The 12256-nt window shown below is 67.3% G+C and carries 12 protein-coding genes; 3 read left to right on the top strand and 9 right to left on the bottom strand.

Translation table 11 applies throughout. The features are described from left to right. Positions 1 to 51 precede the first annotated feature (51 nt). Together ABLG96_RS00115 and ABLG96_RS00110 are read right to left on the bottom strand one after the other, a co-directional pair. Positions 52 to 405, bottom strand: a complete 354-nt coding sequence (locus ABLG96_RS00115) for a DUF1801 domain-containing protein (RefSeq protein WP_353649416.1) — start codon at positions 403 to 405, stop codon at positions 52 to 54. A gap of 107 nt (positions 406 to 512) precedes the next feature. Further along, entirely contained in the window at positions 513 to 1706 is a 1194-nt protein-coding gene (locus tag ABLG96_RS00110) for an FAD-dependent oxidoreductase (protein WP_353649415.1), read from the bottom strand. Between the two features lie 65 nt (positions 1707 to 1771). On the opposite strand from ABLG96_RS00110, the gene ABLG96_RS00105 reads away from it, so the two are divergent. After that, on the top strand, positions 1772 to 2221 hold the full coding sequence (locus ABLG96_RS00105) for a VOC family protein (RefSeq protein ID WP_353649414.1): 450 nt from the start codon (positions 1772 to 1774) through the stop codon (positions 2219 to 2221). A gap of 31 nt (positions 2222 to 2252) precedes the next feature. Here the strand turns inward: ABLG96_RS00105 and ABLG96_RS00100 are convergent, their stop codons facing one another. Both ABLG96_RS00100 and ABLG96_RS00095 read right to left on the bottom strand, forming a co-directional pair. Further along, complete coding sequence (locus ABLG96_RS00100) at positions 2253 to 2693, bottom strand: GNAT family N-acetyltransferase (protein ID WP_353649413.1); 441 nt, start codon at positions 2691 to 2693, stop codon at positions 2253 to 2255. 92 nt (positions 2694 to 2785) lie between these two features. After that, a complete protein-coding gene (locus tag ABLG96_RS00095; protein WP_353649412.1) occupies positions 2786 to 3283 on the bottom strand; it encodes an anthrone oxygenase family protein in 498 nt (165 codons plus the stop codon). 124 nt (positions 3284 to 3407) lie between these two features. Between ABLG96_RS00095 and ABLG96_RS00090 the strand changes: the two genes are divergently transcribed. Next, on the top strand, positions 3408 to 4355 hold the full coding sequence (locus ABLG96_RS00090) for an AraC family transcriptional regulator (RefSeq protein WP_353649411.1): 948 nt from the start codon (positions 3408 to 3410) through the stop codon (positions 4353 to 4355). 365 nt (positions 4356 to 4720) lie between these two features. On the opposite strand, the gene ABLG96_RS00085 is transcribed toward ABLG96_RS00090, so the two are convergent. The 4 genes from ABLG96_RS00085 to ABLG96_RS00070 all read right to left on the bottom strand — a co-directional run bounded on the left by ABLG96_RS00085 (position 4721) and on the right by ABLG96_RS00070 (position 10716). After that, positions 4721 to 5161, bottom strand: a complete 441-nt coding sequence (locus ABLG96_RS00085) for a DUF3566 domain-containing protein (RefSeq protein WP_353649410.1) — start codon at positions 5159 to 5161, stop codon at positions 4721 to 4723. Beyond that, entirely contained in the window at positions 5158 to 7668 is a 2511-nt protein-coding gene (gene gyrA / locus ABLG96_RS00080) for a DNA gyrase subunit A (RefSeq protein WP_353651623.1), read from the bottom strand. The genes ABLG96_RS00085 and gyrA overlap by 4 nt, the downstream gene beginning before the upstream one ends. A 310-nt stretch (positions 7669 to 7978) precedes the next feature. Beyond that, complete coding sequence (gyrB, locus tag ABLG96_RS00075; RefSeq protein WP_353649409.1) at positions 7979 to 9979, bottom strand: DNA topoisomerase (ATP-hydrolyzing) subunit B; 2001 nt, start codon at positions 9977 to 9979, stop codon at positions 7979 to 7981. A 257-nt stretch (positions 9980 to 10236) separates the two neighbouring features. Continuing rightward, on the bottom strand, positions 10237 to 10716 hold the full coding sequence (locus tag ABLG96_RS00070; protein ID WP_353649408.1) for a MarR family transcriptional regulator: 480 nt from the start codon (positions 10714 to 10716) through the stop codon (positions 10237 to 10239). A gap of 129 nt (positions 10717 to 10845) precedes the next feature. Here ABLG96_RS00070 and ABLG96_RS00065 point away from each other — a divergent pair, with 129 nt between their 5' ends. Further along, entirely contained in the window at positions 10846 to 11286 is a 441-nt protein-coding gene (locus tag ABLG96_RS00065) for an OsmC family protein (RefSeq protein ID WP_353649407.1), read from the top strand. Positions 11287 to 11421: 135 nt separating this feature from the next. On the opposite strand, the gene ABLG96_RS00060 is transcribed toward ABLG96_RS00065, so the two are convergent. Next, positions 11422 to 12207, bottom strand: coding sequence for a siderophore-interacting protein (locus ABLG96_RS00060; protein ID WP_353651622.1), 786 nt, complete (start codon positions 12205 to 12207; stop codon positions 11422 to 11424). Between the last annotated feature and the right edge of the window lie 49 nt (positions 12208 to 12256).

Genomic DNA, 12256 nt, shown 5'->3' with positions numbered 1-12256 from the left:
TTCATGATCGAACGTGAGCATCCGACCCGGACGTGAGCGAACGCGGCTCGCTCAGCCGCCGCAGATTCCCGCAGCGCGGAATCGCACCACCCGACGCACCAGGTCCTCCGGTAGCTCGGAAGTGTGCGGAAACTGCACAGAACCCTTGCCCTGCTTGAACTTCGAGAACTCGGCGGCGAACGCCTCGTGCCCGTTCGGGGTGGCGTAGAAGCCGACGTGCCTGGCGAACCCACCGACGTACACGAGCGGCTTGCCGTCGAGCTTGTAGCCGATCAGTCCGTAGGCGGGCGACTCGGCCGCATCGGGCGCTTCCTCGGTGATCAACGTGCGCATCCGCTCGAGCCGCTCGCGCACGTCACCGTCGAAGGTGGCCAGGTACTGCTCGACACCGGCGTCTGGTGGCATGGATCGAGGGTAGGACGTTGCGACGGGCCGGTCGATGACGGATCGGGATCTCGACTCGGTCGTTCCTCCCTCGCTCGATCACCGGGGGGATTCGGGGGTCCAGTGGGTCAGTCGAGGCCGGCGCCTTCTGCGATCAACTGCTTGCCGCGCTCGTAGTCATCGTCACTGTTGTAGGCCAGCACACCGACGACCACCCCGTCCTGCAGATACCAGGCGGTGAATGGTGAGTCCTGCGTCGGGTCGCCGCCCTCGAATCGCACGACGTCGTATCCGTCACCCCAGGCGGCGTACATCAACCAGCGATCGCCGATACCGGTGAAGAAGCCGGGCACGTCCTCCCAGGCAGCCTCACCGCCGGCCACCACGGTTCCGACGACGGCGCCCATCGCCTCCGCGTCTCCCCAGTGCTCGACGGCCAGCGACCGGCCGGCCTTCGGATGGTGCGCCCAGGCGATGTCGCCGGCGGCGAAGACATGCGGATCCGAGGTGCGCAGGTGCTCGTCGACGGAGATCCGGCCGCCGGTCATCGCCAACCCGGCGCCGGTGAACGGATCGGTACGCGGACTCGCACCGGTGGCCAGCACCACCAGATCTGCCTCGTGACGGTCACCGTTCTCGAGCACCACCACCCGACCGTCCTCGATCGACGCGATTCGCGCATCGCCGATCAGGGTGACGTCGTCCTGGGACAGCCAACGTGCGATGCGCTCGGCGACGTCAGGTCCCAGCCGCTTCGCCTGCGGCCGGCTCTCCGAGGTCACCATCGTGACGGCGAGACCACGGCGCGCCAGCGAGACCGCCGCTTCACAGCCGATGAAGCCGGACCCGACGACGATCGCGGATCTGGCGTCCTCGGCACGGTGCCGCAGCGTCACGCCCTCGTCCCAGGAGCGCAGCAGCACCACGTCGGCATGGTCGGCGCCGTCGATCCCGGGCACCTTCGACCAGGAACCTGTGGCCAGCAGCAAGCTCTCGTAGCCGATGCGGCGCCCGTCGACGAGTCGCACCGCCCGCTGGGCGGTGTCCAGCGCAACCACCTCGGCGCCGAGCACCAACTCGATGTCGTGCTGGTCGTAGAACCCCTCGTCCTCCAGCGGCAGATCGCTCTCCGCACTCTCGCCCCGCAGATACTCCTTCGACAGCGGCGGACGGTCGTACGGCGGATGGTGCTCATCGGTGACGATCCGCACGGTGCCCGCGCCGCCGCCCTCCCGATAGGCCTTCGCCGCCGCGTTTCCGGCCGGGCCACTGCCGATGATCAGCAGGGACGTGGGAGAGGTGCTCGTCGACGATCCAGTCATGAGCCTCCGATACCCGACGGAGCAACCGGTCATGCTCTGTCGGTGGTGAGTGCGACGCTTGCCGCATGACCGACCGAGAACCAGGGCTGTGGGCTGTGACGGTCGACTGTGCGGACCCGGCGCTGCTCGCCACGTTCTGGGCTTTGGCGCTGGACTACCGGCCGGCGGATCCGCCGTCGGGGTTCGAGTCCTGGGAACAATGGTTCGAGCACTGCGAGGTGCCCGAGCAGGAGTGGAACGACGGCGCCGCGATCCAGGATCCGAGCGGTGTCCTTCCCCAGGTCGGATTCCTCAAGGTGCCGGAGGGCAAGACGGTCAAGAACCGCTGGCACCTGGATCTCAAGGTCTCCGGTGGTCGCGCCCAACCACCCCGACTGAGGTCCGAGCGGATCGAGGCGAGGGCCGTCGAACTGGTTGCAGCCGGTGCTTCGGAACTGCGGCGTGGGAGCAACCGTGGCCATCTCGACCACATCGTGATGGCCGACCCGGAGGGCAACGAGTTCTGCCTGGTCTGAGTGCGCACCACCGAGCGCCGCGGCTGATGGCTCAGAGCCGGCGGCACAGCTGCTCCGAGGTCTCGGTGGCCGTGCGCTGGTGCCCGTCGTCGTCCACGTACTGGTAAGTCACGGTGTCCTGCTCCCCGGTGCCGACGTACCCGAGGCGCTCGTACAGTGCCCTGGCGCGTGGATTGTCGAGGCCGACACCCACCTGCATCCGGTCGGCGCCCTGCGCCCGACACAGCTCCTCGGCCGCCCGGACGAGCGCGCTGCCAACACCACGGGAGCGGTGCGCCGCTCGCACGTTCAGGTTCTTGAGCTCCGGCACCACACCACCGGCGCCCGTCACCAGCACTCCGTCACCCAGGGGTTCGTCGCCGTCCCAGGCGATCAGGTAGACGACCCCACCCGCCTGCTGTGCCTCGAAGAACCTTCCGGCCAGATCGGCGCCGGCCGGCTGCACCCCACGCATCACCGCGACATCGGCCACGGTGCATGGTCTGACCTGCAGTTCCAACTGGCCCCCGTCGGCCGAGGGAGAGTCCGCCGGCATGCCCAGTATGCGGTACCGAGCGCACTCGTTCAGGGATCGTCGGAGAGCTGACGGGCCAGGATGCCTGCGGTGAAGGCAGCCACCGCCAGCGTCGAGAACACCGCGCGGACCGTGTTCCCGCCCGTCCATTCCCGCAAGTACGTCTGCCAGACCTCGGCGGAGAGCGGGCCACTCGGATCGAGTGCCGCCAGCGCCTCGTTGCGGGGCACATGGAAGGCGATGGTCAGCGCGAATCCCGCCAGGTACGCCAGCCCGCCGCCGGCCGCCAGCGTGTCGGCGAGGGTCCGGTTGCCCCGCAACCGGGCCATTGCAAACCAGATCCCGACCACTGCGGCGCCGAAGAAGGCGACCATGAACGGCGGCTTCACCGCGGTCCTGTTGAACTCCTGCATCCGAGCGATCCCCTGGGCTGCAGGAAGTTTCGCCAACCTCGGCATGACGGATCGGGAGAAGTGCAGGTAGACCAGTGCCGTCACCAGAGAAGTGAGACCACCGGCTGTCATCAGTGGGGTGGTCAGTCGCATCATGTCGTCACTCCTGGGATCGGTGTTCGCCGGCGTTCTCCCGCTCAGCCAACCGCAGCAGGAGACAGACCGGAATGGTGCACGCGCTGAGCTGCATACGCGATCGTCCAGGCGTACCGTCTGCGTCGTGGATCCGTTGGGTCAGTTCCTGGACCGTGGCCGCGCCCGACAGGCGTTCCTGCTGCGGGTCACGATGCAGCCGCCCTGGTCGATGAGCATCGAGGACCGGGCGCCGTTGACCGTGGTGGCGATGACTTCCGGGACCGGGGTCCTGCGCCTACCGGGCCGGCCACCGCTCGCCCTGCCGGCCGGCTCCGTTGCGGTGATCAACACGGCCGAGCCCTACGTCGTCGCGCACACGGCGATGCAGGAACCGTCGGTGGTGATCGGCCCGGGGGGGCACTGCTCGGGGCCCGGCGGGCACGACCTGGCGGGCTCGCACTCCGCACTGCGGACCTGGGGCAACGACCCGCACGGCCGCGACGTGATGGTGGTGGGCAGCTATCCGTTCGGAAGTGCCGCCGGCGCGCTGCTCACCGATGCGCTGCCGCCGGTCATCCTGGTACGGGTGGCCGACACTCGGATCGTCGAACTGTTGGTGGCGGAGATCGACCGGGACGACGTTGCGCAGGCAGTGGTGCTCGACCGGCTGCTGGACCTGCTGCTTGTCACGACGCTCCGGCAGTGGCACGGCTCCGCCGATGCCCAGCGCGCCACCTGGCTGAACGGCAGCCGGGACCCGGTGCTGAAGACGGTGATCAGTGCGATGCACAGCGCGCCGGAGCATCCATGGTCGGTGGCCGAGCTCGCCGGCCTCGCCCGCTGCTCACGCGCGAGCCTGGCGGCCCGCTTCACCGACCGGATCGGCTCGCCGCCGATGGCGTACCTGAGCCGGTGGCGGTTGGGCCTCGCTGCGGAGCTGCTCGGCGAGGGGGATCTGACGCTGGCAGCCATTGCCGGCCGCGTTGGCTACCGCACCCCGTTCAGCTTGAGCGCCGCGTTCAAGAAGGAATTCGGGGTGAGTCCGCGGTACTACCGCGAGCAGGTGCGCGATGAGGCCGCGTCGATGATCTGACAGGGTCTCGACACGCTCGTTCCTCGCTGCTCGACCACCGAGGTTTCCGAGCCAGTCGGTGATCGAGCGAGGAACGAGTCGAGATCCCGTGGGAGCCGGTCGATGATCTGACAGGGTCTCGACACGCTCGTTCCTCGCTGCTCGACCACCGAGGTTTCCGAGCCAGTCGGTGATCGAGCGAGGAACGAGTCGAGATCCCGTGGGAGCCGGTCGATGATCTGACAGGGTCTCGTCGCGCTCGTTCCTCGCTCGCTCCCTGCCCTGAGCGACGAAGGAGTCGAAGGGGACCACCGTGGGTCCGGCCCCGCTCGAGCACCGTGGGTCGGCCGCCCGCTCGAGCACCGTGGGTTCGGCGTGCGTGAAGATCAGTCGCGCTCGCCGAGAGTGAGCTCGACACCGCCGGCCATGCCGGCGGCGGCGTTGTAGACGAACGCGCCGATGGTCGACAGGGCCGTCAGCAGCACGATGTTGATCGCACCGATCACCGCCGCGATGCTGAACACCCGGGCCGGGGTGATCAGGTCGCCCAGCGAGGCGGTGGTCTCGGACGAGGTGAGCGTCTTGAACGTCTCGTTGACCTGCGTCCAGACGTTCATCCCACCGAGCACCAGGTAGATGATGCCGACGGCGATCATCCAGACGAAGAACAGCACGATCGCGACGATCAGGCTGACCTTCAGCACGGTCCAGGCGTCGATCCGCTTGAGCTGCAGTGAGGCCAACCGCGGCGGCCGCTTGGCGGGCTTGGTGCGCCGCGGGGGTTGCTTGCCGCGGGCTACCCCGGCGGACGATTCGGTGGTGCTCACGCGCCACCACCGTCGGTTCCGGGTTCGGGTGCCACCACGTCGTCGGCGAGGTCTTCGATGTCGGTGGTGTCGGCGTTGCGTGCCACGGCGAGCAGCTGATCCTTCTCAGCGAGGTTCATCAACTTCACTCCCATGGTCTGGCGCTTGGCCTTGCGCACTTCCTTCGCCCTGGTCCGGATCACCCCACCGCTGGAGGTGATGGCGAAGATCTCGGTGTCCAGGTCGACGATCAGCGCGCCCACGAGTGTGCCACGACGTCGGTCGTACTGGATCGTGAGAACACCCTTGCCGCCGCGGCCCTGGACCGGGTACTCGGCCATCGACGTCCGCTTGGCGAAGCCGCCGGCCGTCGCGACCAGCACGTACGCGTCGTCGCGCGCCACGTCGAGCGACAACAGCACGTCGCCCTCGCGGAACCGCATCCCGAGCACACCTGAGGTCGCCCGACCCATCGGACGCAGCGCCTCGTCGGTGGCGTGGAAGCGGATCGACTGGCCTTCTGCAGAAATGAGGAGAAGATCATCCTCTGAGGAGCACAACACGGCTCCGACCAGCTCGTCGCCCTCGCGGAGGTTCACCGCGACGATGCCGCCCTGGCGGTTGGAATCGAAGGCCGTCAGCTCACTCTTCTTGACCAGACCCGCCTTGGTGGCGAGCACCAGGTACGGGGCCACCGAGTAGTTGCGGATCTGGATGACCTGGGCGATCTTCTCGTCCGGCTGGAACGCGAGCAGGTTGGCCACGTGCTGGCCGCGGGCCGTGCGAAGCGCTTCCGGCAGGTCGTAGGCCTTGCAGCGGTACACCCGACCCTTGTTGGTGAAGAACAGGATCCAGTCGTGCGTCGAACACACGAAGAAGTGGGCGACGATGTCGTCCTGCTTCAGTTGTGCGCCCTGCACGCCCTTGCCGCCACGCTTCTGCGCGCGGTACAGATCGGTCTTGGTGCGCTTGGCGTACCCGCTCCGGGTGATCGTGACGACGACATCCTCGACGGCGATGAGGTCCTCCATCGAGACGTCGCCGTCGTAGGGGATCAGCCGGGTGCGACGGTCATCGCCGTACTTGTCGACGACCTCGGTGAGTTCGTCAACAACGATCTGCCGCTTCCGCTCGTCCTTGGACAGGATGTCCTGCAGGTCGGCAATGGTCAGCTCGATGGCGGCCAACTCGTCGACGATCTGCTGCCGCTGCAGGGCGGTGAGCCGACGTAGCTGCATCTCGAGGATGGCGTTGGCCTGCACGTCATCGATGTCGAGCAGCTCGATCAGGCCGGTACGGGCAGTGTCGACGGTGGAGGACGCCCGGATCAGGGCGATCACCTCGTCGAGCGCGTCGAGCGCCTTGACCAGACCACGCAGGATGTGGGCGCGCTTCTCGGCCTCGTCGAGTCGGTACTGGGTGCGCCGGGTGATGACCTCGATCTGGTGCGCCACGTAGTAGCTGATCATCTGGTCGAGGCGCAGTGTCCGCGGGACCTCGTCGACGATCGAGAGCATGTTCGCACCGAAGCTGGTCTGCAGCTGGGTGTGCTTGAACAGGTTCGCCAGCACCACCTTCGCGACCGCGTCCCGCTTGAGCGTGATCACGATCCGCATGCCGATCCGGTCGGAGGACTCGTCGGCGATGTCGGCAACACCGGCGATCTTGCCGTCGCGGTGCAGCTGGGCGATCGACTCGACCAGGTTGTCGGGGTTGACCTGGTACGGCAGCTCGGTGGCGACCAGGATGGTGCGCCCCTTGGCGTCCTCCTCGATCTCCACGACCGCGCGCATCCGGATCGAACCACGGCCGGTGCGATAGGCGTCCGCGATGCCGTCGCCCCCGACGATCAGCGCACCGGTCGGGAAGTCCGGGCCCTTGATCCGCTCGATGCAGGCCTCCAGGAGTTCCTGGGCCGTGGCCTCCGGATTCTGCAGTGACCAGATGACAGCCTGCGAGACCTCACGCAGATTGTGCGGCGGAATGCGGGTCGCCATGCCGACCGCGATTCCTTCGGAACCGTTCACCAACAGGTTCGGGATGCGAGACGGCAGCACGATCGGTTCGGTGGTCTTGTTGTCGTAGTTCGCCCTCATGTCGACGGTGTTCTCGTCGATTCCGGTGAGCATGTGCATCGCCAGGTTGCTCATCCTGGCTTCGGTGTACCGCATCGCAGCGGCAGGGTCATTACCGGGCGAGCCGAAGTTTCCCTGGCCATCGATCATCGGGTACCGCAGTGACCAGCGCTGCGCCATCCGGACCAACGTGTCGTAGATCGAGGAGTCACCGTGCGGGTGGTAGTTGCCCATCACGTCACCGACGATGCGGCTGCACTTCACCCGGCCGCGATCAGGGCGGAAGCCGGAGTCGTACATGCCGTACAGCACACGGCGGTGTACCGGCTTCAGACCGTCACGCACGTCCGGCAGGGCGCGGGAGACGATGACGCTCATCGCATAGTCGATGAACGAGCGCTGCATCTCGGCCTGGATGTCGATCGGCTCGGTGCGATCGGTCTGCGTCACCACGATCTCGGCGTCACCCTGGGTGGCGTCCGGGTCGACCGGAGAGCCGTCGACCCCAGAGCTGACGTCGGGGACGTCCGGGGACTCGGGCGGTTCGTTGCCGTCGGTAGGACCGGTCACGATGTTGATGGCCTTTCAGCTCGCCTGCCACCGGCGGAATGAATCTGCGAACTACCGCAGGAATTCATCCACACTGGGGACAAAGTGTGTGAACAACTCTTTTCTTGACCCGCTGCATGAACAACATGTGAACGAGAGTGAGATCGCCGGACAATCACCCGTGGCCGACCGCATCCCACCCTGTCCACCTCGATCAGGTGTCGAGGAACCGCACGTCCCGCGCGTTCCGGGTGATGAACGACCGGCGGGCAGCGACGTCCTCGCCCATCAGCACGCTGAAGAGCTCGTCGGCGGTGGCGGCATCATCGAGCGTCACCTGCAGCATCAGCCGGTGGGTCGGATCCATGGTGGTCTCCCACAGTTCCTTCGCGTCCATCTCGCCCAGGCCCTTGTACCGCTGGATACCGTCATCCTTCGGCAGTCGACGGCCTGCCTCGGCGCCGATCTTCATCAATCCGTCACGCTCGCGGTCGGTATAGGCGAATTCATGTCCGCCCTTGGTCCACTTCAGCTTGTACAACGGTGGCTGGGCCAGATACACGTAACCGGATTCGACGAGCGGCCGCATGAAGCGGAACAGCAGGGTGAGCAGCAGGGTGCGGATGTGCTGACCGTCGACGTCGGCGTCGGCCATCAGCACGACCTTGTGATAACGCAACTTCGTCACGTCGAACTCGTCATGAATGCCGGTACCCAGGGCCGTGATCAGGCTCTGGACCTCGGTGTTCTTGAGCACCCGGTCGATCCGGGCCTTCTCGACGTTGATGATCTTGCCGCGGATCGGCAGGATCGCCTGGAACATCGAGTCGCGGCCGGACTTGGCGCTGCCGCCGGCCGAGTCGCCCTCGACGATGTAGAGCTCGGAGCGGGCCGGATCGGTCGAGCGGCAGTCGGCGAGCTTGCCGGGCAGGCCGCCGATCTCCAGCGCACCCTTGCGGCGGACCAGGTCGCGGGCCTTGCGGGCAGCGGCGCGGGCCTGCGCCGAGGAGATGACCTTGTTGATGATGAACTTCGCCTCGGCCGGATTGCGCTCGAACCAGTCGGTGAGCCAGTCGTTGCAAGCCTTCTGGACGAACGACTTGGCCTCGGTGTTGCCCAGCTTCGTCTTCGTCTGACCCTCGAACTGGGGCTCCTGCAGGCGGATCGAGATGATCGCCGCCAGGCCCTCCCGGACGTCCTCGCCGGAGAGGTTGACGTCCTTGTCCTTGAGGTACTTCTTGTCGCGCGCGTATTTGTTGACGACGGTGGTGAGGCTGGACCGGAAGCCCTCTTCGTGGGTACCGCCCTCGATGGTGTTGATCGTGTTGGCGAAGGAGTGCACCGACTCCGAATAGGTCGAGTTCCACTGCATCGCGACCTCGACCTCGACGGTGTCGCTCTTGGCCTCGAAACCGATCACCGTCGGGTGGATCGCTTCCTTGGAATGGTTGAGGAACTTGACGTAGTCGATCAGACCGTCCTGGTAGAGGTAACGCTTCTCGACCGGCAGCTTCGCACTGGGAATGACGTCTTCGATGCTGTCGGCGACACCCTCGGCAGCCGCGTCGTCCTGAGCGACAGCCTTGGGGCGCTCGTCGCGCAGCACCATCTCCAGGCCCTTGTTGAGGAAGGCCATCTCGCGCAATCGACGGGAGATCGTCTCGAAGGAGTAGGTGGTGGTCTCGAAGATCGTCGGATCGGCCCAGAAGGTGAGGCTGGTGCCGGTGCCGGTCGCCGACCCGAGGGTCTGCAACGGACCGGCCTTGGCACGCTCGTAGTCCTGGCGGTAGAGGGTGTCGTCGCGGCGGATCTCGACCTCGAGCCGGACGGAGAGGGCGTTGACGACGGAGATGCCGACGCCGTGCAGGCCGCCCGAGACCTTGTAGGTGTCGGAGTCGAACTTGCCACCGGCGTGCAGGACGGTCAGGGCGACCTCGACGGCCGGCTTCTTCTGGGTGGGGTGCATGTCGACCGGGAAACCACGGCCGTTGTCGGTGACGTTGACCCCACCGTCGGCGCGCAGGGTGACGGTGATCGTGCTGCCGTGGCCGGCCATCGCCTCGTCGACCGAGTTGTCGACGACTTCCTGGACCAGATGGTGCAGGCCCCGCTCACCGGTGGAGCCGATGTACATACCCGGACGCTTCCGGACCGCTTCCAGACCCTCGAGGACGGTGATCGATGATGCGCCGTACTCGTTCTTCTTCGTCGCCACAAGTCTCCTTCGTCGGTACAGGACGGTGACGAGGAATCGCTCAGCGTGGACGCTGGGGGCCTTTCCTGGTCACAGCCTCTTCATGCTACCGGTACCGACGGACAGAGGACCGCGCGGAAGGCACCTGACACGGCCGTGGCGCAATTTTCTGTCCCGACTTCGGGACGGGGGACGGAGCCTGCTCTCCGGAGCGCCCAGATCGCAGCTGCGTCGCTGTGCCGGACCCAGCTCCTCAGCGGCGGCCGTCCGCTTGTCGATCAGGAGGTGCGACCGGCCGGCGGAGCACCCGCGCCATGGGCCGCGACGGACGACATCAGCCTGCGCAACGTGCGCTGGAGATCGCGGGCCGCCGGCTCCGGCAGGGCCATCGCGTCGATGATCGTGCACTTCAGCTCGTCGAACCGGGCCTTGAGCACGATGCCGTCGGGCGTGAGGGCGATCTGCACGACCCGTTCGTCGGCCGCGCTGCGAGTACGGGACAGCAGACCGGCGCTCTCGAGCCGGCGCAGCAGCGGGGTGAGCGTTCCGTGGTCCAGCTGCAGGTCGCGGGCGATCGAGGAGATCGGCCGGATCTCCTCGGGCTGCAGCAGCACCAGCACCAGGTACTGGGGGTAGGTGAGGCCCAGCTCGTCCAGCAGCGGTCGGTAGAGCGCGGTGACGGCGCGGGAGGCGGCGTAGAGGTCGAAGCACAGCAGGTCCTCGAGCGCGGCCGCCCCTGCTGTTACCTGTTCCGTCATCCGACGTGCTTCCTCCCGTGACCACGCAGTGTTGCGTCCCGCCAGATTACCGTGCACACTTGTCTTGTACACAAGACTTAAGGTCACCCGGCCCCGACCCCCGGGGTCGCTCTCGAAGGAGCAGCGCAGATGCCGACACGTACCGCTCGTACCGCCTGGAACGGGACCCTGCAGGACGGTTCCGGCCAGGTCGAATTGGCCAGCTCGCACGTCGGCACCTACCAGGTGTCGTTCCCGAAGCGCGCCGCCGAGGATGCCGACGGCACCACCAGCCCGGAAGAGCTGATCGCTGCCGCACACTCCTCCTGCTACGCCATGCAGCTCTCCGCGCTGATCGGCGAGGCCGGCGGCACGCCGGACTCGCTCGAGGTCACCGCGAACGTCTCCCTCGGACCGGACCCGGCCGGCGGCTTCCGGCTGACCGGCATCGCGCTCAAGGTGGTCGGTGAGGTCAGCGGCCTCGACAAGGCCGGCTTCGAGAAGGCGGCCCAGGACGCCAAGGCAACCTGTCCGGTGAGCAAAGCGCTGACCGGCGTCGACATCACCCTGGAGACCGAGTTCGTCTCCTGACCCTGCAGGACCTGCGTGGGCCCGCCCCACGTCCGCACACCTGGCGCCCCGGTCGTTCCCCCGTCGACCGGGGCGCCGGCCTGTCCCGGATCTGTTGCAGCACACCAGGTTCCTAAGACCCAGAGCATACCAGTCTCAGAGGATGACGCCGATCGGCTCCCGCTTCTCGGCCTGGAACCTGTCCTCGGTGCGACCGTTGGCCCAGTAGCCGGAGAGCGACAGGTCACCACGGCTCAGGTCCCAACTCTGCAGCGCGTCGCGCACGGCCTTCATCGACTCCCGCTCGCCGTGTGCGAACACCTGCACCCGACCGGCAGGCCGGCCGAGCTCGCGGAGCGCGTCGGCGAGCAGTGTGGTGGTGCCCGCCTCGGCGTCGTCGCGGTGCAACCAGTGCAATCCAACGCCGACGGGCCGGTCGAGTGCGAGTTCGTCAGCCGGTCCGAAGGTCTCGATGAACACCGAACCCCGGGCATCGGGCGCCATCACCTCGAGTGCGGCGGCGATCGCCGGCAGGGCCGACTCGTCGCCGGCCAGCACATGGACGTCGGCCGCCGGGTCCGGCAGGTACCCGCCTCCCGGGCCGCTGAGCACGAGCTGGTCGCCCGGCCGGGCAGCTGCGGCCCACGGTCCGGCGATCCCGCTGTCACCGTGCACGACGAAGTCGATCGCCAGCCGGTCCTCGCGCACCTCACGGATCGTGTACGTGCGGGTGACCGGCAGATCCCCCGGCGCGAGCCGATCCCGCAACTCCGTCAGGTCGTACGGCGGGGTGAGGCCGAGCTCGGGCTTGGCGAAGTGCAGCTTGCAGTAGCGGTCGCTGAATTCGTTGTTGCGGAACTCCGGGAAGCCCGGTCCGCCGACCCAGACCCGCACCAGATGGTCGGTGAGTCGCTCGCTGCCCAAGACCTGCAGCACGACCACCGGCCTGGTCTTCTTCCGCGGCCGCTCGGGGGCGGTGGCAGACGGGCTC

This window comes from Nakamurella sp. A5-74 (assembly GCF_040438885.1).
Classification (GTDB): domain Bacteria; phylum Actinomycetota; class Actinomycetes; order Mycobacteriales; family Nakamurellaceae; genus Nakamurella.
This window is presented reverse-complemented; position numbering and strand designations above follow the sequence as displayed.

Coding starts and splice junctions, on each gene's coding strand:
- ABLG96_RS00105 (WP_353649414.1), top strand. CDS start 1,772: ATGACCGACCGAGAACCAGGGCTGTGGGCTGTGACGGTCGACTGTGCG.
- ABLG96_RS00065 (WP_353649407.1), top strand. CDS start 10,846: ATGCCGACACGTACCGCTCGTACCGCCTGGAACGGGACCCTGCAGGAC.
- ABLG96_RS00070 (WP_353649408.1), bottom strand. CDS start 10,716: ATGACGGAACAGGTAACAGCAGGGGCGGCCGCGCTCGAGGACCTGCTG.
- ABLG96_RS00095 (WP_353649412.1), bottom strand. CDS start 3,283: ATGATGCGACTGACCACCCCACTGATGACAGCCGGTGGTCTCACTTCT.
- ABLG96_RS00110 (WP_353649415.1), bottom strand. CDS start 1,706: ATGACTGGATCGTCGACGAGCACCTCTCCCACGTCCCTGCTGATCATC.
- ABLG96_RS00115 (WP_353649416.1), bottom strand. CDS start 405: ATGCCACCAGACGCCGGTGTCGAGCAGTACCTGGCCACCTTCGACGGT.